Consider the following 25,760-nt stretch of genomic DNA (forward strand, 5'->3'; position numbering starts at 1 on the left):
GTGTTTCTGGTTTTGAGAGATCGAACGACCACCTTGCCGCTGGCGAGGTTTTTTTATTTATCCAAACAAAAACGCGGCTCATTCAATGGAAGTCCGCGTTTTTTCTGTAATTTATTTTTCCAGTGAAAGCGTCTGACTGGACCGGACAAAGACGCTCCGATACAAGCCAAGCGCGATCGCGGCGCTGAACCAGTCAGCCACCGCCTGGCTTGCCAAAATGCCCGAATAGCCAAATGCACTTTTTAAAACAAACAACACGACCACAAAGACAATGCCTTGCCGGCTCAACGATAAAATGTAGGAAGGGGCCATTTTGCCGGTCGTTTGAAACAAAACGGTAAAAAACAATACCAGTCCGCCAAACACCATTCCAGCGCATTGCCAGCGAAGCATTGTTGCGCCCGCTTCAATGACCGTGTTGACTTGAATAAAAACAGAAAGAAGCGCTTTAGGAAAACAAAACAACGGAAGGCTCAGAGCTAAAGCGAGTCCGCCCATCCACAGGGCGCAAAACCGAATGAGTTTTTTTAACGTTCCAAAATTCTGGCTTCCAAACAAATAGCCGTACAATGGTGCGCCGCCGAAGGCGAATTCCGTTAAAAGAAGCTGAACGATCATCGTCACCTTCAACACGATTCCCATCGCGGCGATTTGCTCGCTCCCATAAGGAAGAAGGCACTGATTCATCAAAATGATGCAAACGCTTTGGGTGATGTTGGTGATTGCGGCGCTAGCTCCAATGCCTAAAATCTCTTTTTTGTCCGCCTGCGCCTTCCAGCGCAAAGACAATAAAGAGGACTTCTTTCGCAGGACGTATAAAAAATAAAGATCCGTCGCGACATAGCCAAGAACGGTCGCGATGGCGGCTCCCTGCGCGCCCAGACTCATTAAAATCGGTTTCGAGAAAACGAGCCCGACGAACGTAAGCCCCACGCCGGTTAAAAGTGCTCCCCAAAAACAAAAGGAAGAAATATGGCGAACGAGATCGTGGTTTTGTTTGCCAAGCGCTCTGGAAATCAAAGAGTTTCCGCCTTGTCCATAAATGTTGCCGAACGCCATCAGCAACGTAAAGACAGGCACGCACAAAGAAACGCCGGCCACCAGATCAGCGTTGTTTGTCCGGCCGATAAAAAACGTGTCCGCCAAATTGTAAATCAACGAAACAAGCATGCTCAAAACAACCGGAAGTGAAAGTTTAAAGTATTCCCGAACGGGATGGTTTGAATCAAAAATCATCGACTGCATGTGTATCCCCCACTTTCCTCACCAGTATAAAAGAAAAGGCGGACAAAAATTGTGACTTATGGCACAATAATCGGATGAAACGACAACGCCTGCCAAAAGGACGAATTGAAATTCTTGAGTACGAAAAAGAGGAACGAATCATCGCGATGGACGAGAAGATGACCTGCCTGCTGTTTATCGTCCGCGGAACGATCCATATTTACGGTGTCGAGCCAGATGGAACGCAGTATTCCATTGTCGCCGCGCAGGAGGAAACGATTCTTGGCGTGGTGGAGTTTTTACTGGACCGGCCTTCACCTTACTTCGCGCAAGCCGCGTCGGTCGTATGGGCGGTTTTTGTTCCGTTTTCTTCCGCCTTGAAACAAGATAGCGAGCTTTTGTGGCTGCTGGGACAGCATTTGGCGACGATTCAACTGCGGCAGTCTTTTTTCGACTTGCGACGCGACGATTTGGAAACGCGGATCGCCCGGTATATGCGCTGGAAAAAAGAGCCGGTCACGATTTTGGAACTGCTTGCCAATGTCCACGGATCGCGTCGTCATGTGCAGCGGGTCCTGGCCCGTCTGAAAGAGCAAGGCGTTGTCACTCGATTGAAAAAAGGACTTTATACATGGCGATAAGAAAACATTTTTGGAGTATAATGAAATTATTGAAGCCATCGAATAGAGGAGGAATCGACGATGAAGTTTAAAGACTATCCATACGAGCATTTGGATGAAAAAGAGCTCCATGCCCGGTTCGAGCAAATCGAAGCCGAGCTGAAAGACGCCGGCGACTATAAGGCGTTTTACGAGGCGTTTCAAAAGCTGGATCGGCTGGATCGGCACATTCAAACGATGAGTTCGCTGTGTAATGTGCGACACACAATCGACACGAAAGACGAGTTTTACACGAAAGAAAACGACCATTACGACCATATCCTTCCCCTTGTGCAAAACGATATGGTGCAGGCTGTCAAAACGATATGGGCAAGCCCGTTTTTTGAAGAATTGAAAAAAGACGTTCCGGAAACGTATTTCCTGCAAAAGGAAATGGACATGAAAGCGTTCGATGAAAAAATCATCGAGGATATGCAGGAAGAAAACAAACTGGCCAGCGCCTACCAGGCGTTGATCGCCAGCGCCGATGTCGAATTCGACGGTCAGCACTATTCCCTGGCCGGCCTGGAAGTCAAAATGAACGACGCGAACCGCGACGTGCGCAAAGCGGCGACCAAGGCGTACTGGGGCTGGTTTGAAGACCACGAAAAAGAACTCGGCGATTTGTACGATCAAATGGTGAAAGTCCGGACGAAAATGGCGCGGAAACTTGGGTTCGACAACTATATTCCGCTAGGCTATTTGCGAATGAAACGTCTGGATTACGATCAAAACGACGTGGCGAACTACCGCAAGCAGGTGTTCGAGGACGTGGTGCCATTCGCCAACAAGCTGTACGCCCGACAACAAAAACGGCTTGGCTACGACGATTTGCACGTGTGGGACGAAAAAATCGAATTTTTGACCGGAAACCCGAAACCGAAATACGACCGTCCGGAAATGGTGAAGCGGGCGTTGACGATGTACAAGGAGCTCGACCCGGAAACAGGCAAGTTTTTCACATTCATGACCGACCACGATTTGCTTGACCTCGATTCCTATCCGGGCAAAGCGGCGGGCGGATACTGCACGTTCTTCCCGGATTACGAATCGCCGTTCATTTTCGCGAACTTCAACCAGACGAGCCACGACGCGGAAGTTTTGACACACGAAGCCGGCCACGCGTTCCAGGTGTATTGCTCGAAGGACATCGTGCCAAGCGACTGCGTATGGCCGACGCTCGAGTCTTGCGAGATCCATTCCATGTCGATGGAGTTTTTCACGTACCCATGGATGAAAACGTTCTTTGAGGACGACGTGAACAAATACTACTTCAACCATTTAAGTGGCGCGGTCAAATTTCTGCCTTACGGGGTTTTGGTCGACCATTACCAGCACGAAGTGTACGCCCATCCGGAAATGACGCCGGAAGAGCGCATGGCGACATGGCGGACGTTGGAAAAGCAGTATTTGCCGCACAAAAACTACGACGAGATCCCGGTTTTGGAGCGCGGCGGCTGGTGGATGCGGCAGCTTCACATTTTTATGGATCCGTTTTACTACATCGACTACACGCTGGCGCAAGTTTGCGCGCTTCAGTTTTGGGCACGCATCCAAGCCAAAGACGAGCAGGCGTTTGAAGACTACAAAAAGATTTGCCGGCTTGGCGGCACCTTGCCGTTCCGGGGCATCGTCAAGGAGGCGGGCTTGAAAGTGCCGTTCGATGACGGAAGCCTGAAAGAAGTCATGCGCAAGGTGGACGACTGGTTCGCCAGCGCGGACGAGTCGGCTTTCTAAAAGACTGACGCAAAAACGCTTGATTTTTGCTTTGCGCGTGCTATAATTGGATAGCACTTACTTTGAGCCCACACGAGGTTCAAGGCGGAAGGAGGATACAGAGTATGAAAAAAGGAATTCATCCAAATTACCATACTGTTAAAGTAATCTGTTCTTCTTGCGGTAACGAATTTGAAACCGGTAGCACGATCAAAGGTGATGAAATGCGTGTCGATACTTGCAGTAACTGCCACCCATTCTTCACAGGACGTCAGCGTTTCGCAGCCGCACAGGGACGTATTGAGAAATTTAACAAGAAGTATGGCCTGAAAGACGGAGAATAAGGATAAACAAGCAGCGCGAAACCGCGCTGCTTTTTTCTTAGGAGGAAGAAAAATGTTTGAACCCGCACAACGAATGCTTCATTTCCACACATCCGTGTTTATGGATTTGCGCGCCTTAAAAGAACAATACGAAATCGCGCACAACCAAAACACGATCGACTTTTCGCTTGGCTCGCCCAACATCGCCCCCGACCCCAAAATCATGGAGAGTCTGGCAAGAGCGGTCGAAGACCCGGCCAATTACCAGTACGCCATCAAACCGCTGCCCGCCTTGATCCAAGCGATCCAGAAATGGTATCATACGCGCTACGACGTCGAGTTGGAGTCCGGCGAAATCGCCTTGCTCCAGGGCTCGCAGGAAGCGCTCGTGAATTTGCCGCTCCTTTACTGCAATCCAACCGACGGCATTCTTGTTCCCGATCCGTATTATCCTGTCTATGTCGACGCGCCCAAACTTGCCGGCGCGCAAGTGATTTTTACGCCGCTTACGAAAGAAAACGACTATCTCGTCGATTTTTCGCGCATTACGGCCGCCCAGCGCAAACAAGCCAAAATGATCATCGTTTGTTATCCGAACAATCCAACCGGCGCGACGGCGCCCGACTCCTTTTACGAAGAGCTCATTCGTTTCGCGAAGGAAAACGACATTCTCGTCGTGCACGACAACGCCTACAGCGAGCTTGTGTTTGACGGAAAACGAGGTAAAAGCTTTTTATCGTTTCCCGGCGCGAAGGAAGTTGGCGTCGAGCTGAACTCTTTTTCCAAGACGTATGGAATGGCGGGGGCCCGACTTGGCGTCCTGGTTGGCAACGAATCGGTGATCAACCAATACAAAATGCTCAAGTCGAATATGGATTACGGCATCTTTTTACCGATCCAATATGCCGGTGTCGTGGCGCTTGAACAAGGCGGAACGACAATCGAGTCGACACGGCAGGCGTATCAAAACCGCCGCGACGCGCTCGTGCGCGGATTTCAAAGCGCGGGCTGGAAGATCCCGCTTTCCCAGGCGACGATGTTTTTGTGGGCGCCGATTCCAGACACCTACAAGGATTCGGTCGCGTTCACCAAGGCGTTGCTAAAAGAAACCGGCATCATCGTGACGCCGGGCGAGTCGTTTGGCCCGGAAGGCCGACGCTTCGTGCGGATCGCCCTCGTGCAGGACGAGCAGGCGATCGAAGAAGCGGTCCGCCGGCTGAAACAAACGGAATTTTTTGTCACAAAGAAATGAGAAGCGAAGGCGGACAGTCTTCGCTCTTTTTTTGTATTGAAGAGAATCGTACAATGAAGAGAAAAGGAAGTGGCTTTATGAAAAAAATCATTGTCGGAAAACGGGTTTCAAACTGGAATCTTGCGGCGGCAGGGATCTCGGCGTTTTTGGCGCTTCTTTTCGCCAATTTGCTGGCGATTATTTGCGGTCGAAACTGGTTTTGGCTTTTGTGGATCGGTTTTACGATCATGAATCTCGTTTTGTACATTCCGGTCGTGGCGACTTCGCATAAGATCTGGCTTGTTGAAGGCGACCATATCGCGTACGCGCGCATTCCCCGCTGGATCGACCAGATGCGTTACGCGCTGCATCGAGGAAATTCCACGGAATTTCTGATCCGCGTGCCGGTTCATGGAATCGAGTCTATCCACATGCGCTGGACGACGCAGCTGTCGTTGTGGAGCACGACAAGCTACACGCTCGTCATGGATGTGAAAAGGAAAGACGGCAGTTTGGTAACGATCGACGCTTTGAAGCAGGATCCAAAAAATTTCGTACAAGCGATGGAGGCGTTGAAACAAGCCCATGTCGTCGTGGACGATCCTTACGATTTGATCGAAGCCGTTCGCGAAGGAAAAGATTTGTGGATGTACATCGACGCGTGCCGGCACCACCATATGAAAACACGGCATTGCGCGTGATGAAAATGGCGTAGAAGAAACTACGCCTTTTTTAACGCGATCGTTTGCGCGCACAACGCGTCGACCGCCTCGTTGTGGCTGGAAATGAGAAGCGTGATGGAATGCTGTTGAGCGTACGCTTTCAGCCGCGGCAAAAACAAGGCCACCGTCCGCTCGTCCAGCGCGCTGATGGGCTCATCCAGAATCAGCACGTCCGGCTGACGGAGGAGCATACGGGCGATCGAAACGCGCTGGGCCTGTCCCTGGCTCAATTCGTGGATGGCATTGCTATGTTCTTTTAGCACATCTTCCAAAACGCAGGCGTGGATGACTTCGTCGATTTGGGCTTTAGAAAAAGAATCGCCCAGCGTGATATTGTCCAACATCGACACCGCGAACCATTTCGGTTTCTGGTCGACCAAAAGCACGTGGCGAGATCGCCAGGCCGGCGAAAGCGACGAACCGTCCACGCCGTTAAAACAAACCCGGGCGTCTTTGCCTTGAAGCACGCCCATGATCAAAGCTATCAGCGTGCTTTTGCCCGCGCCGCTTGGACCGGCAAGCTTCGTATGACGGCCAGCCTCAATGGAAAAGGAAAGACCGGAAAGAATCGCGGGGGAACCGGGGTAGGCGAATTGTTCGATTTGGACGTCCAATTTCTGAATTGGGTCGTTGAAATCATAGGATTGATCCGATTTTCGCGGTTTTGAAACAAAAACGGTGTCAATCGTGGCCTGAAGAGCGGCCATCGTGTGCTTCTGGGTCCGGATTTCCGCCAGCTGCATGATCGGCTCCTGAATGAGCGACATCAAGGCGTACGTGGAGACGATTTTCCCGATGCCCATCCAGCCAAGTGCCACGAACACCAAACCGATCCCCGCTCCCAGCAAAGGAAGGGCGCGGGAGAGGATGGAGTAGATCGTGACGTATTGGGCGTTCAGAAGCGCCTGAATCTTCTCGATCGGAACGAGACCATACTCTAACGTGTGGCAAAACCGGGCGGAAAAGAAAGCCTCCTTGTTCAAAAAACGGATGACGCGGTGCGCCTCGATGTTTTCGTGCAGTATTTGAAACAGCTTGTTTTTTTCGTCCAGAACGAGGCGGGTATGGCCGGCGATCTTCTTCGATAACACATGCGTCAGGAAAAAGCACGCGCCAATGAGGCCGAACAAGAAGAGGGCCAGACGCCATTCGTTGAAAAAAAGAAACGCCGCCCCGGCGATCAGCGAGAAACTTTGATAAAGAAAGACGACCGGAAACGTGACCTTTTGCTGGGCGAGCAGGCTGATCTCGTTTTGGAACAAAGACAAGCAAAAAGCGGTGGAGTGCGTTTCAAAAAAGGAGTGGTCCTCGGCCATGAGCCGGCGCTCGTATCGTTCCAGCGCCTCCTTTTTTCCGAGAACGGGCAGCATGTGAAAGCCGTATTGGGAGCAAAAGCCGCAAACGACCATGCCCGCCAGCAGTCCGAGTAAAACCCAAAAACAAGATGGAGAAAAGGCGAGGCCTTGCGAGAGGCGGTCGATTAAGCTTTGAATGGCCGCGATAAAGCCATACAGACACGCCATATCCAAAAGAAAGAAAAAGAGAGTTCGTCGTTGTGTTTGTTTGACCATGGAATTCATAGTGTTTTTTCCTCCTGCCATGATTTTAAAAGGAAAACCGCGAGAAGAAAAAAAGTGAACGAAAAAAGGAAAACGAGGAAAATTAAAGCGGTTTGATCGAAATGTCTACCCGAATTGCTGGCGGAACGCGTAAAGCCTGGTTCGATCGTTCGTTTGTTCGCTAATCCAGCGTAGTTCATCGTGAATCAACCGCGCCATGATGGAAGAAGGATAAAACGCCTTGATTTCTTTCCGGCAAATCGTCCATAAATAGTTTTCAAGAATGTCAAAAGACGCGTGATTGAATTTCATGTCAAAATACGTGTAGAGATGCTGGTACTCGACAGGAAAGTGGTCGATCGGAAAACGATAAAAAACCCGTTTGTCGAATCCATTCGCGGAACCGTGCATATGCGCCAAAAATAAAATGGCGGGGAAAAAAGTTTTTTCACATAGAACCTCTTTCATCAAAAGGGGTTTCGCTTTTTCAAAATCGCGCTGAAAGTAGGCGTGGATCGCGCAAATATGGATCCAGTCGCGCGCAAGGAGCGGAAAAAACGGTTCGGCACGAAGACGGGAAGCCTCCTCTTCGAACGATTGCGGCTGGATATGGTGCATTAAAAAAAGCTTCGCGACGCGTACGCGCGCCGTTTCACGCGGCGTTAAATCTTTTTTTCGCAGCTCTTCGCAAAGGGAGGCGGCTTCGTAAAAGCGCTCGTTTCGAATGAGCAAAAACAAATACTGGATCCGGTTCCGGTTTGTATGGAAGACCAGCGCGTGTTGGATGGCGGGCGTCAAGGCGGAAAGCGGCGCTTGCTCAAGCGCGTCGAGAATTTGTCCCATTACGATTTCCTTCATGGCAGGGCGGATCCAGGCGTGGATTTGAAGCAAGTCCGAGATGGAAAGCGTTGAATCCGTTAGCGCAAGACAAGTCAAATATTCGAAAATCGTGCCGGAAGCGGCATACGATTCAATTAAAGCGCGCAGTCGTTCAGGCGTACGGCTGTTTTCTTTCTCGAAAGCCAAGGCGCATTGTTTTTCCGCGCGCAAAAAATCGTTTCGTCTGGCGGCGTCGTACAAATAGGAAAGATTGAGTTTGGCCAGGAGCTTGTCGTACGTTTCGCTTTCTTTTAGGGGGAATTTCCGCAGTTTGGCATACGTCGCTTTGGAACAAACGCCTTCGATGAACCGCTCAACCGTCCACGTTTTGTTTTCTTTCCATTTTCTTTTGCGTAAAAACTCGATCATTTGACCGATTTTCACCTTTTCGTGCTCGGGAATGTCGATCATTGCGTTTCCTCCTCTTTGAAAAACTCGTGCATCGTATCCACGTACGCCCGGGCGATGGCTTTGGCGACGCGGTTTTGCGTGACCGGACTTTTCAGCGCCTCGAGCTCGGCCGGATTCGACACGAAGCCGACTTCCATCAGCATCGAGGGAATGGATTGGTTGTCGACAACCATGAGCGGCGCATCCAGCGTAGATTTGGTGCCGCGATTGGCCGAATAGGAAATGGCTTCCAGATTTTCCACGATCCGGCTGGCGGCCGCCATTGAGAACGCGTCGTTGGGGCGCACAAACGCGTCGTAGCCAAACGCATCCGGATTCGAACTCGCGTTGAGATGGATCGACAAAAAGCAGTCGGCGCCCTTTTGAATCGTTTGGTCAATTCGCGCTTGCAAATCCGCCGTTTCCTCGTGCGGCCAGTCCACGTTGTCGTCCAGCCGGGTAAACAACACCTCGATCGAGGGATCGAGCTGGCGGACCTGCTGTCCGATTTTATAAGCGATCTCCATCGTTAAGTCTTTTTCCAGCGTGGTTTGGTCGGCGCCGATCGCGCCGCTGTCGTATCCGCCATGACCCGCGTCGATCATTAGCGTGGCGGAAGGTTCGCGCTTGTATGCGCTCAGCCCCCAAAATCCAAGGCCGAGAAGCGCGAGGAAGGACCAGACAATAAAGATCCATGTTTGTGGTTTCTTTCGTTTCATACGTTGATTGTGCCACAGAAATCTTAATTTTTTCAAAAATTTCAAAAGTTTTGGGCACTTTTCCCGGTTTTTATCGTATATAAAGGTATGAGATGTTTACGATGCGGGAACGAAGACCCGAAATTCTTCGCGTACGATCAAGGGGTGTGGTATTGCCGGCGGTGCGTGCGCTTCAACCGGCTCGATGTCGGCGCGGTCGTTTCGCCACCCGTCCTTTCCCGGCGGACGATCCATGAAAAACCGGAACTGGCGTTTGGGCTCACTTCCGCCCAGAAAGCGGCCAGCGCGCAGGCTTTGCGGTATTTACAGGCCAAAAAGGACGTGTTTTTATATGCAGCGACCGGCGCAGGAAAAACGGAGCTTTGCTATGAGAGCATTTGCGCGTATTTAAGCCAGGGGAAAAAAGTCGGTTTCGCCATCGCGCGCCGGCAAGTCGTCCTCGAGATCGCAGCCCGTTTGCGGCAAGTCTTTCCCCGGTTGCGAATCGTCGAAGTGTGTCAGGGCCACACGACACAGCTGGACGGCGATTTGATCGTGTGCACCATTCATCAGCTGTATCGCTATCCGCAAACGTTCGACTTGCTGATTTTGGATGAGCTGGACGCGTTTCCCTACGCGGGCAGCGACTTGCTGCGCGCCTTCGTGGACCAAGCGTGCGCAGGAGAGAAGCTTTGCCTGTCCGCGACGATGGATCCGGGGCTGGAAGAAGACATTCGGCAAAAGCGCGTCGAAATCGTGACGCTGTTTGAAAGACCGCACGGCAAGCCGCTCGTCGTGCCGGATGTTTGGCGGGTGCCTTTATGGCTTCAGTGGATCTTGACGATTGGATATTGCGGACGGTTTACGAGAGAAGGAAAGCAGACGCTTGTTTTTGTGCCGCGAAAAAAAGACGCCCGGATCATGGCGATGGTTTTGCGCGGCTATGGAGCGCGGTACATCCACGCCGCCTGCAACGACAAGGACGAAGTGATGGAGGCGTTTCGCCAGCGAAAGTTTTCCGTCCTGGTGACAACGACTTTGCTGGAGCGCGGGATTACGATTCCCGGCGTTCAGGTCGTGGTGTTCCATGGCGACCATCCCGTATTCAACGCGGCGTCCCTGATTCAGATTTTTGGCCGGGTCGGCCGGAAATTCGACGATCCATATGGAAAGGGGGTGTGTTTATGCGCGCGAACCAACGAAGCCATTCGCTCTTGCGTGTCCACGATCGAATGGATGAACCGGTGTGCCCGATCTGCCTTGAGCCCGAACGAATGATTCCGGCCCGTTTGTTTATCGACGACCGCCCCTCCGTTTGCGCGGCGTGCCGGAAACGATTCAAGCCCCACAAGCGTTCCTATGCCGTGGACGGGGTGGTGTTTCATGTGCTGTATGAATACGAGGAATGGATCGAAACGTTGTTTTTTCAGTACAAGGAACAGCGCGACGTGGCGCTTAGGGATGTGTTTTTGGAAGGAGAGGCGAGTGCGCTTCGAAGAAAGCTGCGGTCGTTTCAATGCGTTGCGGTTTGTTCCAGCGAGGCCAAACGCGCCGAGCGCGGATTTGAGCCCGTGCTGGACATTTTCTCGTCATTGAATCTACCGCTCGAATCGCCGTTTTATCGGGTAGGCAGTCAAAAACAGTCGACGCTTTCGGCGTCGGCGCGACGATCCATCCAAATGGCTTTGCGCCGAAAACGGCACTATCCGCTGCCACCCGCTAAAAAACGCATTCTTCTGGACGACGTGCTGACGACGGGCAGTACGATACAGGCGGCGCTAACTCTTCTTCCTTGCGAGGCGGTGCTGGTGGTCGCGGCGCATCCGCTTTGGATCCAGACGCATCGGCACGAGCGGATAAAAAGCCGGTTTTGGAAATAAAAAAAGAAGACAAACGTCTTCTCTAACGCGCTCTGGCGCGTTCAAAATCCGCGACGGCTTGTTCAATGCGCCGATGGTCGGGCTGGAACAAGATGGCGAGATTCGCCTCGGTTTGCGCGACCACGTCGTATCCGCCGCGCACCATGCACCATTTCAAGGCGAGGCCCAAACCGAGGTTGCGGGCCGCCAAATACAGTTCGACCGGGTCCGCCATATTGCGAATCTGCCCGTTTTCCTGCGCTTTGCGAATCGAGTTGATCGTCGCGTCGCGGGCCGGGGAATTGTAACGGGCGGTCAACGTATGGGTTTTGAAGTTGAGCGTCATGTATTGGGCGTACAGCTCCGGTCCCATTTGCACCGATTTTCGCAGCGTGAACGTCAATCCAAGCACGATCAGCCGCCAGAAGTCGGGCTCGGGATCAAGCTGGCGCAGTCGTTCGCTCAGCTCGTCCAGCGTGCCGCGGTAGTGGTGGCGCAGGATTTCCTCTTTCGAAGGGACATACTTGTAAAACGTCGGCTTCGTGATGTCGCACGCGTCGCAAATGTCCATGACGGACACGTTTTTGAATCCGCGTTCGTAAAACAAATGCAAGGCGGTCTGGATGATTTGTTCTTGTTTTTCCTGATTTTTCATGGTCGCTCCTTTGCGGGCTGCCGGTAAAATCTAGGATCCGTGTAGTTGAGATCCACCATAAACGAATTGCGAAGCCCGTTCACAAAATCGAGAATCAAATCATGATCCGGATCGTTTAAAAAGCACCAGTATCCGCCATAGCCAATCGACAGCGCGACGCCGCACGCGTACAATTCCTCCGGGGAGCTTTCATTCAGGATTTGCCCGGTTTCCTGTCCCATGCGAATCAGGTCCAGCATTTCCGCTTTAAAAGAAGGAATGTCTTCGAATGTTCCTTTGTAGGAACGCAAATTGGCGATGAATGTCGCCGTGTACATGTCGATCCCAATGGATTGGACATGCTCCAGAAAGAAGCAGAAGCCCGTTCGGATCTTTTCCCAGAAATTGGTTTCGTCGGAATATTTGTACCAGTCTTCGGGAATCTTCGATGTCATGGTTTGAAAAAAATAACTGAGTAGATCTTCCTTGGAGTTGACGTGTTTGTAAAATGTCGGCTTCGTGATGTCGCACGCGTCGCAAATGTCCATGACGGACACGTTTTCAAAGCCTTTTTCTTCAAAAAGGCGATAGGCGGTTTGGACGATCACTTGCTCTAAATTCTTTTTTCTCATAAACTTTACTCCGGTAAACTTTCTTTATGTAAATTATAGCACATTTTGGGTGTCTTGTATCAAAAAAGTATATATAACGCATATCTTTCATAAAAAAGATAAAGAAATACGTGAAATATGTGGAAAAATTGAAAATTTTGTATTTGAAAACCCCATTTGCTAAAATGAATATAATTAAAGGGGGTAGACTATGTCAAAAGATTCACACGACGAATTATCCGAACTGCTTGATTCCTTCCAAAACGACGACACGATGGAAAAAAAGATCGAAGACTTCGCCAAGAAGAAAGAGCGCCGGACCCGGGCGTCCCGCACGATGGAGGACTTGCTCGTAAAACCGGAACCCGCGTCCAAACCGGTCGAGAAGGAAGAGCGCATCGTTTTGCGTCGCGAAACCGAAACAAGTCCCGCAGCCGACGCCGGCAACGGGGAGACGATGGTCTTCAGCAAAGAGAAAATCGAGGAGGACATTGCCGAGCCTTCGCATACGGTCATCATGGACAACCAGGAGATCCAGACGCTGATCGACGAAAACAAAGGACCGCAGCTGCATCGGGAAAGCCAGCCGCAAACCCGCGTTCGGCCGGGAAAGAAAAAAAGCGACAAAAAGATGATCGCGATCATCGCCGGTTCCGTCGTCGGGGTCCTGCTGATTGGCGGCATCGTCTTTGGAACGATGAATTTGATCAGCGGCTCTTTGAACACGAAAGAAACCGCCAGCGCCCAGCAGGAAAACGCATTTAAGGATTTGAAAAAGTTCATTGACGGACTGGGCGACGACACGCAGGGACTGACCGGATACGAGGCGACGTATTCGAAATTGAGCGCGGCGCAAAAAGCGCAAATCAACGACCTTTTGAAACAAAAAACAGGCAAGACGTTCGACGAGCTGATCAAGGAGCTCAAATCGCAAAAGATCGAGGATTCCAAAAACAACAACACGCAAATCGCGGAAAAGAAAGCGGCGCTCAAAGATCAAATCAACCAGTTGAAATCCCAGCTTGGTCAGGCGCAGTCGGCGGCCAGCGAAGCCAACAACATTCTTTCGCGGGCCCAGCTCGATATGAACGAGGCGGAAAAAAACCGCGCCAGCGCGGCCAGCGCGCTCGAGCAGGCGCAAAACGACTACAACGCCGCCCAGCAGGAAGCCCAAAACGAGCTGAATGAGAAGATCGCGCAAATCCAGGAAAAAATCGCGGAGCTGTCCAGCGAGGATTACAGCGACGAAACAAGCAACAAGCTCGCGGAGCTCCACCATGAGCTGGACGCGCTCAACGCGCAAGGCGTGACGGTGGATGCCAGCGCGCTCAACGCAGCGCAAAACGCCTACAGCAACGCGGATGCCGCCTACAACAACGCGGCCAGCGCCTACCAGACGGCCAGCAGCAACGCCAGCGCGGCCCAAGCCGAGGTGGATTCGCTGAACGGGCAAATCAGCTCGCTGCAAAACGAGTTGAACGCATTGAAATAAGGAAAATACAGAACAGGGATCATCAAGGGGGGATGACCCTGTTTTTTCAAAGGAGGAACGATGGAAACGATTGAGCACACCTTCGAGCCGGTGTACGACGCCGATTCGAAAATTTTGATTTTAGGCACGATGCCTTCGCCCAAGTCCCGGGAAACCGGATTTTACTACGGCCATCCGCAAAACCGGTTTTGGAAAGTGCTGGCGGCCGTGTTTGACGTCCCGTGCCCGCAAACGATCGAAGAGAAGAAGGCGTTTTGCCACACCCATCATATCGCGTTGTGGGACACGCTTCGGTCGTGCCGGATTGAGGGCGCAAGCGACGCGAGCATTCAGGATCCGGTCGGAAACGATATCGGGGCGCTGGTCGCGAAAACGAAAATCGAAAAAGTGTTTGTGACCGGAAGAAAAGCCGAGGCATTTTACGAGGCGTATTGCGGCTGCGACTTGCCGTGCGTGTATTTGCCTTCGCCTTCGCCGGCGAATCGCCAGATTTCGTTTGAAAATCTAAAAAAGGCGTACGAATGCGTGAAGGATTGATGTTTTGTTGGTTTGAGCAGATTTTTTTGTTAGAATGGGAAAGGAAAGTCAGGTGAAACTATGCGGAATGCAATCATCTTAGCCGCCGGCAAGGGGACGCGAATGAAATCGGAAATGAACAAAGTCATGCATCCGATCATCGACCGTCCGATGCTGGCGTATATCGTGGAAGCGCTCAAGGCCACCGGCGTGGAACGCATCGTCGTGGTGGTCGGCTACCAGGCCGAAAGCATCATGGACGCGTTCCCGGATCTTGAATTCGCGGTGCAGTCCCCGCAGCTGGGCAGCGGCCACGCCGTCATGCAGGCGTGCCAGCTCGAAGGCGAGGAGGGCGACACGCTGATCATTAACGGGGACGGGCCGTGCATCCAGCCGGAAACGCTCGAACGGCTGTTCGAAGCCAATCAGGACGCGTCGCTGACGCTGCTGAGCGCGGTTCTGGAAGATGGGGCGCATTACGGACGAATCGTCCGGGATGAGGATGGATCGGTGAAAGCCATCGTCGAAGCCAAGGACGCTTCGCCAGAGGAAAAAGAAATCAGGGAAATCAACGCGGGCATGTACTGCTTCAAAAACAAGGACTTGTTCGAAGGACTGAAGCAGCTGACCAACGACAACGCGCAGCATGAATACTATTTGACGGATCTCGCGTCGATTTTGTCGCGTCAGGGAAAAAAGGTCGAGGCGATGGTCATCGAGGACCGGGACGAAGTCATGGGCATTAATGATTGTGTGGAGCTGAGCGAGGCGTATCGCTGGATGCGGGACCATATCAACCGCCGGTGGATGAAGGAAGGCGTCCAAATCGTCGATCCGGCCCGGACGGTGATTGGAAAAGACGTGCGCATCGGCCATGATGTCATCATTCATCCGGGCGTGTCGATTATCGGAAGCAGCGTGATCGAGGATTTTGCCGAAATCATGCCAAATACGGTGATTGAGGACTCGAAGATCGAAAAAAATCAAAAAATCGGTCCAAATCTCTACATAAAACAAAATTGTGTCGTAAAATAGACGGTGACACAGAAAAAGTAAATTTTAATTTACTGGAAGGGACAAACAAATTCATATGGAAAAAACTATTGTATTCGCTTTGAACTCAAGCCGTGAACTCGCGGAACAGATCTGTGACATTCTTGGGATTGAACTAGGAAAATGTGAAGTCAAGCATTTTGCGGATGGAGAGATTCTTGTGGAACTCGGCGAATCGGTCCGGGGAAAAGACGTTTACTTTATCCAAAGCACGAATAAACCAGTCAATGACAACTTGATGGAGCTGTTGATTGGCATCGACGCCTGCAAACGCGCCAGCGCGGCGACCATCAACGCCATCATTCCTTACTTCGGATACGCGCGGCAGGACCGCAAAGCGAAACCGCGTCAGCCGATTTCCTCAAAGCTCGTGGCTTCGCTGCTGGAACGCGCCGGTGCGGACCGCGTCATCACGATGGATCTGCACGCGACGCAAATCCAGGGCTATTTCGACATTCCGGCCGACGACATCACGACGCTGCCGCTCATTGGCGAGTATGTAAAGTCTATTGAAACCGGAAACGACGTCGTTGTCGTGTCGCCGGATCATGGCGGAACGGTGCGCGCGCGCCGTCTGGCGGAAATGCTGAACGCGCCGCTGGCCATCATCGACAAGCGCCGTCCAAAACCAAACGTGGCGGAAGCGATGAACCTGATTGGCGATGTCAACGGCAAAACGGCGATCATTATCGACGATATGGTGGACACCGCGGGCACGTTGACTTCCGGCATCAACATGCTGAAGGAAAAAGGCGCGAAAAAAGTGTACGCGGCTTGCTCGCACGCGATTTTGTCGGGACCGGCGGTGGAACGGCTGAAAAACGCGAACCTCGAAGAGTTTATTTGCACCAACACGATCGACCAGACCAAAAACCACGACGAGTATCCGCAGATGAAAGTCATTTCCGTGGCGCCTCTGCTGGCGGCGACGATCAACGCGATTGAGCACAATTCCTCGCTTTCGAGCGCTTTGCAGAACGCAATCATCGAAGACTAAAAAACAAAAAAAGAATCATAGACTGGAAAAACTCCTGTTTCTATGATTCTTTTTTCTCGTCCACGCACAATTTCGCGTATTCTTCGATCAATAGGAAAATCCGCTCAAGAATCGTTTTTTGCATCAATGTCCGGTTGGCGTCGCGCAAATAGTAATCCGCTTCCTCCTGGATTTTTAGCGTGGTGGCGGGGCCATCCAGCAGCGTGTTGAGGTCCGCATCCAAAATACGGGCGGCCAGGATCCAGTTGTCGATTGAAAATCCTGTCTTTCCGCGTTCCACTTCACTATAATGTTTGCTGGAAATTCCCAGGCGCTCGGCCATCTGGTCCTGTGTAAGATGCTTGTTCAAACGATATCGGCGCAGCCGATTGCCTCTGTCGAGCCGCAAATCTTCATTTTTCATAAAATCAACCTTTGTACATTACCTTATAGAGGTAATATACAACCGAATAAAGGGAGAAAGAACCTAGTAAAAGGTTTAGTTTACACCAAGGAAAAGGTAGGTATATAATAAAAATATGAATACATTTTTTGAATTTATGCAGAAAAAAAATCCGCGCCGTATCCAAGGTGCCCGTTCGATTCGAAACGGGCTCGTCCTGCAAGGCGTGCGGCATGGCGACGTGATTCGCGGGTCGATATCCGATTCCGACCGGTTTGTCGAATGGGTCATGGCCGCCAGCGCGCTGTCCATCACGCTGGAAATCGACCCGGCCGCCCGGCCTTTGAAAGAACCGGAAGCGGAAAGCGATTTGTTTTATCCAATCCAGTACGACAAAAACGTGCCGGTGCTGAAAATCCGCGGCACGTCGTACAGCCAGAACGATCTTTGCGCGTTGCGAGAAGAAGGCGTCCGGCAGCTACTGGAACAGCGATAGGAAATTGGCTTCGACTTGGCGGGCGACATCGGCTTCCTCCAAACCTTTCAGCTCGCTGATTTTTTTCGTGACAAATCGAACATACCCCGGCTGGTTTTCCTTTCCCCGGTAAGGAACCGGCGTCAAATACGGCGAATCGGTTTCCGTCAGCAGGCGCTCAAGAGGACAGGCGCGCACGCAGTCGGGACCGTGTTTGGCGTTTTTAAAAGTAATTGGACCGGCAAAGGAAATGAGGGCGTTCATGCGCAGGCATTCTTTCATCGTTTCGACGCTTCCCGAAAAACAATGGAAGACGATCGGGGTTTTGGCGTGCGCTTTGAGCAAATCCAGACAGTCGCGCGTGGCTTCCCGCATATGGATCGCGATTGGAACTTTGTATTGGTTCGCCAGCCGGATTTGGCGGACAAACAAGTCTTTTTGGACCTCGTTGAACGTATTGTCCCAATAGTAGTCCAAGCCGATCTCGCCGAGCACGTCGATTTTTCCTTCCCGCAAATACTGCTCGAGCCGCTCCATTTTGGCGTCGTCAATGGTTTTGGCGTCGCCGGGAAACCAGCCAAACGCCACCTTGAAGCGCGCGTCGGCTTCTTTCAACTTGAGCGCGCGTAAAAATTCCGTTTCGTTCGTACACATGATCAGGCACGACGAAACGTCCTTCATGCCCTCGAGCACGTCGTCGAGATGGTCGTACAGCTGGTCGAAAGTGATATGACAATGGCTATCGGTATACATAGGCAAAACCTCCAAATTCCATTATAATGGTCACGGAAGGAGGATTCCATGGAAACCATCGTGAAATTGAATGTATCCGCCCGCGATTTGTTCGCGATCATGGAACAGTCGCTGCTTCAGGAAGTCAAGGCGGCCACGAACAAAAACGTCGACGCCACGCAAATCGGACGCGGGTTCACGTATACGAAAAAATCCCAGGGCCGGTCCGTCAAAGTCGCCGTGACCGGATGGAAACGCGACGCGTTGTACGAGGCGACGTTCACGTCCAATGGCGACACGATCTTCGTGCGCTATGAGCTCGAACCCGAAGGTGAAAACGCCGTGTCGGTTACGTATCGGGAGGAAATCCGGCGCAAAGGCCAGACGAAGCCGACGTTCGCGTCCAGACTGGGCGAAAAAAAAGCCATCAAGCAGGCGAAGCGCATGCTGATGGCGGTCGAAGCGACCATTTTGAATCAAAAGAAAGCGCAGGATCACTCGTCGTAGACGAAGTCGGTCCTGTTTTCTTTTTTGAGCGCCTGGATTTCCGGCACCCGGGAATACGCCCACAACAGCTGGATCGTCATCGCCACCCAGATGAGCGGCTCCGACCAGATGACGGCCATGTAGCCAAACACCGGGATGAGCAAAAACGAAAACAAAAACTTGCCGACCAGCTCGATGACGCTCGACACGAGCGGGACGATTTTCTTTCCCAGCCCCTGTAAGGCGTTGCGCATGTTCAAAAGCACGGCCAGCACCGTGCAAAACGGCGTGTTGACCAGCAAATACGTGCCGCCGTTTTGGAGGACGACTGGATCGGTGGAGCCGCTGATCCAGTGGATGATTGGCTGGTTGAGCGGCATGACGAACAACGCGCAAGCCAGCGCGATGCCAATGCCCAGCCGGTTGGAGATCCGCACGCCTTCCACGATGCGTTCGTATTGGACAGCGCCTTTGTTTTGGGCGACAAACGTGCTCGAAGCCGCCGAGACGGAAGCGATTGGCATCATGACGATGGAGCCGCATTTGCGCGCCGCCGTGTGGGCGGCGATCAGCGTCGTGCCCAAATTGTTGATGGCCGCCTGCAAAATGACAGTTCCCATGGAAACGATCGACATCATGAAGCCCATCGAAAGACCTTGGCCGCCCAAATCCTGCACGAGCGCCTTGTCGTACACGAACGAGTGGCGCGCGGGAATGAGAATGCGCTTTTTCAAGCCGATATAGCCCAGTGACACGAGCGTCGACAAAAACTGCGCGATGATCGTCGCCCAGGCCGCGCCCGCCACGCCCATGTGAAACCGGGTGATAAACAAGATGTCCAGTCCGATGTTGATCAGACAGGAAAGAAACAGAAACGCAAGCGGCGCAAGACTGTCGCCGACCGCCCGCAGCATGCCGGCGCTCAAATTGTAAAAGACGGTAATGGTCATGAACAAGACGATGATGCGGATGTACGTCAGGCTTTGTGCGAAAATGTCGGCCGGTGTGTTGAGCACATGCAGCAAGGCGGGCATCAGCGCGTACGCGGTAATCGTCAACACAACGCTAATGAGCGCGCTGAGCACGAGCGAGGACGCGATGCTTTTTTTCAGACCCGCCTCGTCTTTGGCGCCAAAGTAGTGGCCGGCCACGATGCCAAAGCCGGCGCCCGCGCCCGTGGCGAAGCCGACGATAAGCTCGAAAATGGCGGTGGTGGCGCCCATGGCGGCCAGCGAGGCGTCGCCTAGAAAATGACCGACGAGAATGGTGTCGACGGTGTTGTACAGCGTTTGAAACAAATTGGAAAAAAACAGCGGAATGGCGAACCAGAGCAGTCCCTTGACGATGCTTCCTTCCAGCAGCGAGTGAGATTTCATTTGTTTCCCTTCCTTTCTTCTTTTCCATTATAGCGAAAAACCGGCGCTTTTCCTGAATTCTTGTGGATGGATTGAAAATAGATTTTCAAAGAAAGCTTTGCGGCGTTGAGAAAAACGAAAAAAGCCGCGGGGACGGCTTTTAATAACGGACATAGCGAGTCAGGGTGTCCACATCGCATTTAAGCACCCGGTCGATGTCGATGCTTTCGCTTTGCCGATACGCTTTGGCGGCCGATTCGAACAAAAGGAAAAGGGTTCCACCTCCATCAAAATACACTTGTTCGAGCCGGGAAGGCAGCGTGATCGTTTTTGAGGGCTTCGCGTTCAAAAAGTAATCGTCGCTGCGGTCGAAGAAAGCGAGCATCGACTCCTGGTCCGGCCCGTTGCTGGCGGACAAGACGATGTATTCGTCGCTGATCGCGATGCCCTGGCAAATATCGCCGATAAAATCGTAGCCCGCCACGCGAATCGTCCGGGTCGAGCGATTGTCGATGTGGCCGCTGAAAGGCTCGATTTTGTAAATGTACAAAGACAGCGTTTTTGTCTTTTTATCAAAGCAGCCGCAATACACTTCGAAGTCGTAATACGTCATGAATGTGTTGTTTTTCATTTGCGGCAGCTGGCGGACGTAGTCGAACCGGATCGGTTTTCGGGTTTTGGAAAAATTGTAGCTGTCGATCGTCGCGAGCTTTAAAGAGGAAACGCTGGCGTGTCCTTCTTCCTCGTTTTTGGTCGCCACCCACAAGTTGCGGCAAATCGGGTCGTACGCGATGCCGCCGACGTGGGAACGGTTTTCCAAAATAATCGTTTTTACGAATAAGTGAGAGCGCTTGTTCAAAACGTAGATCACGCTGTTGTGCTTGTGCTCATGACAATAGGCGCTAATCATAATGTAGTCGTCCACGACTGCGACGCCCTGAGGCGTCATGTCGGCGCACTCGTCGACCTGGTTGTGCAAGTCGACCGTCTCGGTTCGAATCAAGCCGGGAACTACATACGTTCCCTCGTCTTTTTGCGACTTGTACACGTCGAAAGACGCGTCAAAGAGAATCGGATAGTTCGTCAAAACCTTTTTTTGTTTTTCAAGCGTTTCGTAAATAGCCGGATTCACGTTGGTGCCAGTGGAGGCGATGGATTCCATCGCAAACGCCGGACGGAAGCAGAGCGCGCACCCCCAAGCGCATACCCAGGCTATTCCATTCAGTGTCTTCTTTTTCATGGCATCATTATAAAAACAAAGAAGCGAAATTTCTTTCCGAATGCTTATTTTTTAATTCGGCCATGGATGTCCGGATCGTACGTGGCGTTCACGTCGATCGCGCCGTTTTGAACGGGCGCCTCCAGCATCACCTCGTAGTCTTCGTCGGTTTCGCCAACGACCACAAAGCTGGCCACCGTGCCTTTTTTGTACGTATACGCGATTGTTCCATCCGGTAGGGCGACGTCCAGATCCCGCGGGCAAATCACGGTGTGGATTTGGATCGCCTCGCGATCGGTTCCCTGATCCAGGGCGTAGTACATCGAGGCCGCTTTTTCGCCCCAATACGGGTCGGACGCGTACTGGACGTTGATTCCGCTGCCTTTGTCGCCAAACCAGGAGCCATGATAGCGCCAGTCTTTGGGGTTGGCGTACGCCTGCTGAATGAAATAGTAGGCGTGCTGGTGGACGCAGTCTTTCAAGTCGGCGTACATCGTGGCCAGATCCGGGTTTTCGTCAAACGCGCCGTGTCCGAACACGTTGTGTTGTTCGATGGCGTACTGGCTTTGTCCGTAGGCGCTCTCGTTGCAAGCCAGGGAAAACATCATCGAGCCGTTGACGAAGACGTCGTTTTGCTCCTGGATAAAGGTCGGCTCGCTGTCGTAAAGAACCGATTCGTTGTCGGCGCACGGATAGGCCGAGGCCAGGGCGTCGATGCCGCGGATCCGGTACAAATACTCGTCGTAGGCGTTGTCGGCTAGGGCGGTTTTCGAACGGTGCGGGACGAACTGGTAAAAATTGAAGTACGGCTCTTTGTTGAGGGCGCGCTCGTAGGTGCCCGCTTGCATGTCGGCGCTCATCGTGGCGAAATCCGGATAAAAATAGTGTCCGTCGTAGGAATAGTACGTCGTGTCCTCTTTCAGGAAATCGGGCGCGGGACCGATGTTGTAGGCGATCGAGGCGTTGTTAAGCAAGTCGGTGCACACTTGATGGACGAGCGCGGTGGTGCCGCGCGAGTAGCACGAGATGTCGTAGGCGGGATCGTAAAACATCAAATTGATGTCGTCGACATCGACCCAGCCTTTGACGCCGGCCATCATGAACAAAACCTTGGTTCCGTTTTTGTTCGTGTCCAAATACAGCGCGTCGGAGCCGTAGCTGCCGTTTAAATAGCCTTCCTCGCCATCGGTCGTGGTGTAGGTCGTGTTTTCGCTGACATCTTTGGTGTGGAAGTTCACGAGGCCGCTTTGGAGGGCGACGACTTTTTCGTTTTGGTTTTGAATGCAGGACAAGGACGACGCGTCCAGCGATTTCAGCTTGCGTTTGGCGAAGGCAAAGTGTTTATACGTCGCGACGACGGGTTCTTCTTCGGAGTAGTTCAAGACGGTGAATGTTCCGTCTTCCGTGCACTTGAACCCCAGGTACACGGCGAGCGCGGCGGCCAGCACGCCAAGGGGAACGTACAGCTTCTTGTTAAAGTGTCGCCGCGGCTTTTTTCGTTTTGCGTTGTTTGGCATAAATGAGGTATCCTTTCACTTTTGTATTATTTTACACGATATTGGACCGGGGACCTAGCGAAAAGTTGTTTTCGGACAAGGATTCGCTGCCAAGTTTTTGACAGACTGTGTTATAGTGAGATAGTGGAAAGGACTGGGCACAATATGGCAAAAATGGACGAAAGACTGGAAACGATGGTTGAACGCTACAATGAAATTAACGAGTTGATGATGCGCGCGGACATTGTTTCCAACCGGAAGGAAATGGCAAAATTAGGCCGGGAACAAAATGAATTGACACCGATCGTGGAAACGTACGGGGAATATAAACAGGCGAAAGCCGATTTGGAAGACGCGCAGCTGCTTTTGGCGGAAGAAGACGACAAGGAAATGCGGGAAATGGCGCAAATGGAAGTCGAGCGTCTGGAACCGATGATCCAGGCGTATTTGGATAAACTGGAGCTTTTGCTCGTACCGAAAGATCCAAATGACTCGCACAACGCGATTTTGGAAATCCGCGGCGCGGCCGGCGGGGACGAGGGCAATATTTTCGCTGGCGATTTGTTCCGCATGTACGCCAAGTACGCGGAAGCCAAAGGATGGAAGCTGGAAGTGATCGACACCGAGGAAAGCGAGGCGGGCGGCTATTCGCTGATCTCGTTTAAAGTCAATGGCGAGGGAGCATACGGCGTCTTAAAATTCGAATCCGGCTCGCATCGGGTACAGCGCGTGCCGAAAACGGAAAGCCAGGGACGGATCCACACGTCGACGGCGACCGTGCTTTCGATGCCGGAAATCGACGCGGAGGATTTTGACATCGATATGAACGACTTGGAAATCGAGACGATGCGGGCGTCGGGAGCCGGCGGACAGCACGTCAATAAAACCGATTCGGCGGTTCGAATCATCCACAAGCCGACAGGCATTATCGTCAAGTGCCAGGATGGACGCAGCCAGCACGAAAACCGGGCGACGGCGCTGGCGACGATCCGGGCGCGCGTGTACGAGGAGCATCAGCGCAAAATCGACGAGGAAAACGAGGCGGAACGCCGGACAAAAATCGGATCGGGCGACCGGGCGGAAAAGATCCGGACATACAACTATCCGCAAAACCGGGTGACGGATCATCGAATCGGCTACACGGTCAACCAGCTCGACCGTATCATGGACGGTCGTCTTGACGATTTGATGCAGGCGTTGCAACTGGCGGACCAGCAGGCGAAGCTGGCGGGGGAAAAACAATAATGACCTACCACGCGCTGGTAGTTGAGGGCCGTCAGCGGCTGCTGAAGGCGGGGCAGGGAGAACAAGCCGCCCAGCTTTTGATGGTCGAGCTTTGCAACGCGAAAGAAATCAACTTATACATGGTGATGGACGAGCCTTGCGATCCGGCGATTCAAACCGATTATTTGGAAGGGATCCACGAAATGGAGAAAGGATCGCCGCTTGGATACGTGCTTGGCTTTGAATGGTTTTACGGCTACCGGTTTCAAGTCAATGGCGACGTGTTGATTCCGCGGCCGGAAACCGAGGAGCTTGTGGCGCTCGTTCTTCAGCTGTTTGACGAGCATTTTGGCGACCGCGATCAAGTCGATGTGTTTGATGTGGGAACCGGATCGGGGGCGATTGGCATTTCGCTTTCTTTGGAGGAGCCGAAAATGAACGTGGTCGCTTCCGATATTTCACCAGAGGCGCTCGCGATCGCCCAAGCCAACAACGAAGCGTTGGACGGCCGGGTGACGTTTTTGGAAGGAAGCATGCTGGAGCCGTACATTGAGCGGGATTTGCGGTGCGATTTGCTGGTGTGCAATCCGCCGTATATTCCAAGCGCCGAGCCCATGGAGCATAGCGTGGTGGACTATGAGCCGCACGTGGCGTTGTTTGGTGGCGAGGACGGGCTGAAATTTTACCGGCAGGTGTTTGAGCGCGCCAAGGAAGTGTGCCGGGACAAGGCGGTTCTCGCGTTTGAGATGGGCTACGATCAGGGGGACCGGCTCAAGGCGCTGGCGCTTTCCTATTTTCCGGAAGCGCTTGTCCGGGTGCATAAGGACTTGTCGGGAAAAGACCGGATGCTGAGTGTCGAATTGTAAAAGAAGAAGGTGGACGTATGGTATTAAGCAAAAATTCTCCGTGCTGGTGCGGTTCAGGTAAGAAATACAAACAGTGCCACGAGGAGTGGGATAACACGATCAATGTGCTGAAGCTGCAAGGCAAACAAGTGCCGACGCACGATATGGTAAAAAGTCCGGAAGATTTAAAGTGGATCCGCAAGGCGGCCAAAATCAACAACGGCGCGCTGGATCTCGTGCAGGAAAAGATCCACGCCGGCATGTCGACCGGAGAGATCGACCAGCTCGTGTATGATTATACAGTCAAGCATGGCGGCATTCCGGCGCCGCTTGGCTATGAAGGCTTTCCGCGAAGCTGTTGCACGAGCATCAACGACGAGGTGTGCCACGGCATCCCGGACGATAACCGGATTTTGAAAGACGGCGACATCGTGAATGTGGACTGCACGACGATTTTCCATGGCCACTACGCGGACGCGAGCCGCATGTTTTGCATTGGCGAGGTGTCCGAGGAGGCGAAGCGGCTTGTCGAAGTGACAAAAGAGTGCATGGAAGCAGGAATCGCCGCGATCCGGCCATGGGGCCATTTGGGCGATATCGGCGCCGCGATCCAGGAACTCGCGCATAAAAACGGATACAGCGTGGTCATTGACTATGGAGGCCATGGCGTGGGTAACGATTTCCACGAAGAGCCTTTTGTCCATCATGTCGGGATCAAAGGACAAGGGATGATTTTGGCTCCGGGCATGGTGTTTACGGTCGAGCCGATGATCAACGAAGGCGAATACCGCTTGTTTATTGACGCGGACAATGGCTGGACATCGTATACGGAGGACGGAAAGCTTTCCGCCCAATGGGAAAACACGGTGCTCGTCACAGAAAAAGGCATCGAAAAACTGGCTTGGTAACGGGAAGGCGCATCGACGCCCAATGTCATTTAGTTAAGAAATGGCAGTCTTAGAGGATACATTTTAAAGTGTACC

Annotated in this window: 27 protein-coding genes; 16 read left to right on the forward strand and 11 right to left on the reverse strand. The window is 52.4% G+C overall.

The features are described from left to right. Positions 1-111: 111 nt before the first annotated feature. Complete coding sequence (locus E5336_RS10900) at positions 112-1,245, reverse strand: MATE family efflux transporter (protein WP_135981131.1); 1,134 nt, start codon at positions 1,243-1,245, stop codon at positions 112-114. A gap of 74 nt (positions 1,246-1,319) precedes the next feature. Between E5336_RS10900 and E5336_RS10905 the strand changes: the two genes are divergently transcribed. The 5 genes from E5336_RS10905 (at position 1,320) to E5336_RS10925 (ending at position 5,854) form a co-directional block, all read left to right on the forward strand. Then, on the forward strand, positions 1,320-1,865 hold the full coding sequence (locus tag E5336_RS10905) for a Crp/Fnr family transcriptional regulator (RefSeq protein WP_135981132.1): 546 nt from the start codon (positions 1,320-1,322) through the stop codon (positions 1,863-1,865). A 60-nt stretch (positions 1,866-1,925) separates the two neighbouring features. Beyond that, on the forward strand, positions 1,926-3,620 hold the full coding sequence (locus E5336_RS10910; protein ID WP_135981133.1) for a M3 family oligoendopeptidase: 1,695 nt from the start codon (positions 1,926-1,928) through the stop codon (positions 3,618-3,620). A 104-nt stretch (positions 3,621-3,724) separates the two neighbouring features. After that, positions 3,725-3,943 carry a 50S ribosomal protein L31 gene (gene rpmE / locus E5336_RS10915; protein ID WP_135981134.1) on the forward strand — a complete coding sequence of 73 codons (219 nt, stop codon included), beginning with the start codon at positions 3,725-3,727 and terminating at the stop codon, positions 3,941-3,943. 52 nt (positions 3,944-3,995) lie between these two features. Further along, complete coding sequence (locus E5336_RS10920) at positions 3,996-5,174, forward strand: aminotransferase class I/II-fold pyridoxal phosphate-dependent enzyme (protein ID WP_135981135.1); 1,179 nt, start codon at positions 3,996-3,998, stop codon at positions 5,172-5,174. 77 nt (positions 5,175-5,251) lie between these two features. Next, entirely contained in the window at positions 5,252-5,854 is a 603-nt protein-coding gene (locus E5336_RS10925) for a hypothetical protein (RefSeq protein WP_135981136.1), read from the forward strand. Between the two features lie 20 nt (positions 5,855-5,874). On the opposite strand, the gene E5336_RS10930 is transcribed toward E5336_RS10925, so the two are convergent. From E5336_RS10930 to E5336_RS10940, 3 genes are all read right to left on the reverse strand, one after another. Next, a complete protein-coding gene (locus tag E5336_RS10930; RefSeq protein ID WP_168353656.1) occupies positions 5,875-7,455 on the reverse strand; it encodes an ATP-binding cassette domain-containing protein in 1,581 nt (526 codons plus the stop codon). A 105-nt stretch (positions 7,456-7,560) separates the two neighbouring features. Continuing rightward, positions 7,561-8,724, reverse strand: a complete 1,164-nt coding sequence (locus E5336_RS10935) for a hypothetical protein (RefSeq protein ID WP_135981138.1) — start codon at positions 8,722-8,724, stop codon at positions 7,561-7,563. Beyond that, complete coding sequence (locus E5336_RS10940) at positions 8,721-9,422, reverse strand: N-acetylmuramoyl-L-alanine amidase (RefSeq protein WP_135981139.1); 702 nt, start codon at positions 9,420-9,422, stop codon at positions 8,721-8,723. Before E5336_RS10940 ends, E5336_RS10935 begins: the two co-directional genes overlap by 4 nt. 87 nt (positions 9,423-9,509) lie before the next feature. Between E5336_RS10940 and E5336_RS10945 the strand changes: the two genes are divergently transcribed. Together E5336_RS10945 and E5336_RS10950 are read left to right on the forward strand one after the other, a co-directional pair. Beyond that, entirely contained in the window at positions 9,510-10,679 is a 1,170-nt protein-coding gene (locus E5336_RS10945) for a helicase-related protein (RefSeq protein WP_135981140.1), read from the forward strand. After that, a complete protein-coding gene (locus tag E5336_RS10950; RefSeq protein WP_135981141.1) occupies positions 10,586-11,281 on the forward strand; it encodes a ComF family protein in 696 nt (231 codons plus the stop codon). Before E5336_RS10945 ends, E5336_RS10950 begins: the two co-directional genes overlap by 94 nt. Positions 11,282-11,303: 22 nt before the next feature. Here the strand turns inward: E5336_RS10950 and E5336_RS10955 are convergent, their stop codons facing one another. Continuing rightward, positions 11,304-11,915, reverse strand: coding sequence for a TetR/AcrR family transcriptional regulator (locus E5336_RS10955; protein ID WP_135981142.1), 612 nt, complete (start codon positions 11,913-11,915; stop codon positions 11,304-11,306). Further along, positions 11,912-12,526: a TetR/AcrR family transcriptional regulator gene (locus tag E5336_RS10960; protein WP_135981143.1), complete on the reverse strand. Its 615-nt coding sequence runs from the start codon at positions 12,524-12,526 to the stop codon at positions 11,912-11,914. Before E5336_RS10960 ends, E5336_RS10955 begins: the two co-directional genes overlap by 4 nt. Before the next feature lie 190 nt (positions 12,527-12,716). Here E5336_RS10960 and E5336_RS10965 point away from each other — a divergent pair, with 190 nt between their 5' ends. The 4 genes from E5336_RS10965 to E5336_RS10980 are packed head-to-tail and all read left to right on the forward strand — an operon-like array spanning position 12,717 to position 16,563. Next, positions 12,717-13,997 carry an AAA family ATPase gene (locus E5336_RS10965; RefSeq protein WP_135981144.1) on the forward strand — a complete coding sequence of 427 codons (1,281 nt, stop codon included), beginning with the start codon at positions 12,717-12,719 and terminating at the stop codon, positions 13,995-13,997. A 60-nt stretch (positions 13,998-14,057) separates the two neighbouring features. Continuing rightward, positions 14,058-14,534: a DNA-deoxyinosine glycosylase gene (locus E5336_RS10970; protein ID WP_135981145.1), complete on the forward strand. Its 477-nt coding sequence runs from the start codon at positions 14,058-14,060 to the stop codon at positions 14,532-14,534. Positions 14,535-14,594: 60 nt separating this feature from the next. Next, positions 14,595-15,548: a bifunctional UDP-N-acetylglucosamine diphosphorylase/glucosamine-1-phosphate N-acetyltransferase GlmU gene (locus tag E5336_RS10975; RefSeq protein ID WP_135981146.1), complete on the forward strand. Its 954-nt coding sequence runs from the start codon at positions 14,595-14,597 to the stop codon at positions 15,546-15,548. 55 nt (positions 15,549-15,603) lie between these two features. Then, the gene (locus tag E5336_RS10980; RefSeq protein WP_135981147.1) at positions 15,604-16,563 is read left to right on the forward strand and encodes a ribose-phosphate diphosphokinase; all 960 of its coding nucleotides are present in this window, start codon (positions 15,604-15,606) and stop codon (positions 16,561-16,563) included. 40 nt (positions 16,564-16,603) lie between these two features. On the opposite strand, the gene E5336_RS10985 is transcribed toward E5336_RS10980, so the two are convergent. Continuing rightward, on the reverse strand, positions 16,604-16,966 hold the full coding sequence (locus E5336_RS10985) for a helix-turn-helix domain-containing protein (RefSeq protein WP_135981148.1): 363 nt from the start codon (positions 16,964-16,966) through the stop codon (positions 16,604-16,606). A gap of 115 nt (positions 16,967-17,081) precedes the next feature. Here E5336_RS10985 and E5336_RS10990 point away from each other — a divergent pair, with 115 nt between their 5' ends. Next, a complete protein-coding gene (locus tag E5336_RS10990; RefSeq protein WP_135981149.1) occupies positions 17,082-17,441 on the forward strand; it encodes a hypothetical protein in 360 nt (119 codons plus the stop codon). Here the strand turns inward: E5336_RS10990 and E5336_RS10995 are convergent. Next, positions 17,424-18,173, reverse strand: coding sequence for a TatD family hydrolase (locus tag E5336_RS10995; RefSeq protein ID WP_135981150.1), 750 nt, complete (start codon positions 18,171-18,173; stop codon positions 17,424-17,426). The genes E5336_RS10990 and E5336_RS10995 overlap by 18 nt on opposite strands. Positions 18,174-18,221: 48 nt before the next feature. Here E5336_RS10995 and E5336_RS11000 point away from each other — a divergent pair, with 48 nt between their 5' ends. Further along, a complete protein-coding gene (locus tag E5336_RS11000) occupies positions 18,222-18,659 on the forward strand; it encodes a DUF3284 domain-containing protein (protein ID WP_135981151.1) in 438 nt (145 codons plus the stop codon). Here the strand turns inward: E5336_RS11000 and E5336_RS11005 are convergent. The 3 genes from E5336_RS11005 to E5336_RS11015 form a co-directional block, all read right to left on the reverse strand. Then, a complete protein-coding gene (locus E5336_RS11005) occupies positions 18,647-20,014 on the reverse strand; it encodes an MATE family efflux transporter (RefSeq protein ID WP_135981152.1) in 1,368 nt (455 codons plus the stop codon). The two genes, E5336_RS11000 and E5336_RS11005, sit on opposite strands and share 13 nt — an antisense overlap. Positions 20,015-20,153: 139 nt before the next feature. Then, positions 20,154-21,233, reverse strand: coding sequence for a hypothetical protein (locus tag E5336_RS11010; protein ID WP_135981153.1), 1,080 nt, complete (start codon positions 21,231-21,233; stop codon positions 20,154-20,156). 44 nt (positions 21,234-21,277) lie between these two features. Next, positions 21,278-22,729: a glucosaminidase domain-containing protein gene (locus E5336_RS11015; protein WP_135981154.1), complete on the reverse strand. Its 1,452-nt coding sequence runs from the start codon at positions 22,727-22,729 to the stop codon at positions 21,278-21,280. A gap of 144 nt (positions 22,730-22,873) precedes the next feature. On the opposite strand from E5336_RS11015, the gene prfA reads away from it, so the two are divergent. The 3 genes from prfA to map are packed head-to-tail and all read left to right on the forward strand — an operon-like array spanning position 22,874 to position 25,685. Further along, positions 22,874-23,953: a peptide chain release factor 1 gene (prfA, locus tag E5336_RS11020; RefSeq protein WP_135981155.1), complete on the forward strand. Its 1,080-nt coding sequence runs from the start codon at positions 22,874-22,876 to the stop codon at positions 23,951-23,953. Continuing rightward, positions 23,953-24,798 (forward strand): peptide chain release factor N(5)-glutamine methyltransferase, encoded by an 846-nt coding sequence (gene prmC, locus E5336_RS11025; RefSeq protein ID WP_338400924.1) that lies wholly within the window; start codon positions 23,953-23,955, stop codon positions 24,796-24,798. Before prfA ends, prmC begins: the two co-directional genes overlap by 1 nt. Positions 24,799-24,815: 17 nt before the next feature. Beyond that, the gene (map, locus tag E5336_RS11030; RefSeq protein WP_135981157.1) at positions 24,816-25,685 is read left to right on the forward strand and encodes a type I methionyl aminopeptidase; all 870 of its coding nucleotides are present in this window, start codon (positions 24,816-24,818) and stop codon (positions 25,683-25,685) included. The last annotated feature ends 75 nt before the right edge of the window (positions 25,686-25,760 follow it).

It is taken from the genome of Dubosiella muris (assembly GCF_004793885.1).
Classification (GTDB): Bacteria; Bacillota_I; Bacilli_A; order Erysipelotrichales; family Erysipelotrichaceae; genus Dubosiella; species Dubosiella muris.

Excerpts from the sequence above, each read along its gene's own strand:
- E5336_RS10900 (WP_135981131.1), bottom strand. The coding sequence starts at position 1,245 with ATGCAGTCGATGATTTTTGATTCAAACCATCCCGTTCGGGAATACTTT.
- E5336_RS10905 (WP_135981132.1), top strand. The coding sequence starts at position 1,320 with ATGAAACGACAACGCCTGCCAAAAGGACGAATTGAAATTCTTGAGTAC.
- E5336_RS10910 (WP_135981133.1), top strand. The coding sequence starts at position 1,926 with ATGAAGTTTAAAGACTATCCATACGAGCATTTGGATGAAAAAGAGCTC.
- rpmE (WP_135981134.1), top strand. The coding sequence starts at position 3,725 with ATGAAAAAAGGAATTCATCCAAATTACCATACTGTTAAAGTAATCTGT.
- E5336_RS10920 (WP_135981135.1), top strand. The coding sequence starts at position 3,996 with ATGTTTGAACCCGCACAACGAATGCTTCATTTCCACACATCCGTGTTT.
- E5336_RS10925 (WP_135981136.1), top strand. The coding sequence starts at position 5,252 with ATGAAAAAAATCATTGTCGGAAAACGGGTTTCAAACTGGAATCTTGCG.
- E5336_RS10930 (WP_168353656.1), bottom strand. The coding sequence starts at position 7,455 with ATGAATTCCATGGTCAAACAAACACAACGACGAACTCTCTTTTTCTTT.
- E5336_RS10935 (WP_135981138.1), bottom strand. The coding sequence starts at position 8,724 with ATGATCGACATTCCCGAGCACGAAAAGGTGAAAATCGGTCAAATGATC.
- E5336_RS10940 (WP_135981139.1), bottom strand. The coding sequence starts at position 9,422 with ATGAAACGAAAGAAACCACAAACATGGATCTTTATTGTCTGGTCCTTC.
- E5336_RS10945 (WP_135981140.1), top strand. The coding sequence starts at position 9,510 with ATGAGATGTTTACGATGCGGGAACGAAGACCCGAAATTCTTCGCGTAC.
- E5336_RS10950 (WP_135981141.1), top strand. The coding sequence starts at position 10,586 with ATGCGCGCGAACCAACGAAGCCATTCGCTCTTGCGTGTCCACGATCGA.
- E5336_RS10955 (WP_135981142.1), bottom strand. The coding sequence starts at position 11,915 with ATGAAAAATCAGGAAAAACAAGAACAAATCATCCAGACCGCCTTGCAT.
- E5336_RS10960 (WP_135981143.1), bottom strand. The coding sequence starts at position 12,526 with ATGAGAAAAAAGAATTTAGAGCAAGTGATCGTCCAAACCGCCTATCGC.
- E5336_RS10965 (WP_135981144.1), top strand. The coding sequence starts at position 12,717 with ATGTCAAAAGATTCACACGACGAATTATCCGAACTGCTTGATTCCTTC.
- E5336_RS10970 (WP_135981145.1), top strand. The coding sequence starts at position 14,058 with ATGGAAACGATTGAGCACACCTTCGAGCCGGTGTACGACGCCGATTCG.
- E5336_RS10975 (WP_135981146.1), top strand. The coding sequence starts at position 14,595 with ATGCGGAATGCAATCATCTTAGCCGCCGGCAAGGGGACGCGAATGAAA.
- E5336_RS10980 (WP_135981147.1), top strand. The coding sequence starts at position 15,604 with ATGGAAAAAACTATTGTATTCGCTTTGAACTCAAGCCGTGAACTCGCG.
- E5336_RS10985 (WP_135981148.1), bottom strand. The coding sequence starts at position 16,966 with ATGAAAAATGAAGATTTGCGGCTCGACAGAGGCAATCGGCTGCGCCGA.
- E5336_RS10990 (WP_135981149.1), top strand. The coding sequence starts at position 17,082 with ATGAATACATTTTTTGAATTTATGCAGAAAAAAAATCCGCGCCGTATC.
- E5336_RS10995 (WP_135981150.1), bottom strand. The coding sequence starts at position 18,173 with ATGTATACCGATAGCCATTGTCATATCACTTTCGACCAGCTGTACGAC.
- E5336_RS11000 (WP_135981151.1), top strand. The coding sequence starts at position 18,222 with ATGGAAACCATCGTGAAATTGAATGTATCCGCCCGCGATTTGTTCGCG.
- E5336_RS11005 (WP_135981152.1), bottom strand. The coding sequence starts at position 20,014 with ATGAAATCTCACTCGCTGCTGGAAGGAAGCATCGTCAAGGGACTGCTC.
- E5336_RS11010 (WP_135981153.1), bottom strand. The coding sequence starts at position 21,233 with ATGAAAAAGAAGACACTGAATGGAATAGCCTGGGTATGCGCTTGGGGG.
- E5336_RS11015 (WP_135981154.1), bottom strand. The coding sequence starts at position 22,729 with ATGCCAAACAACGCAAAACGAAAAAAGCCGCGGCGACACTTTAACAAG.
- prfA (WP_135981155.1), top strand. The coding sequence starts at position 22,874 with ATGGCAAAAATGGACGAAAGACTGGAAACGATGGTTGAACGCTACAAT.
- prmC (WP_338400924.1), top strand. The coding sequence starts at position 23,953 with ATGACCTACCACGCGCTGGTAGTTGAGGGCCGTCAGCGGCTGCTGAAG.
- map (WP_135981157.1), top strand. The coding sequence starts at position 24,816 with ATGGTATTAAGCAAAAATTCTCCGTGCTGGTGCGGTTCAGGTAAGAAA.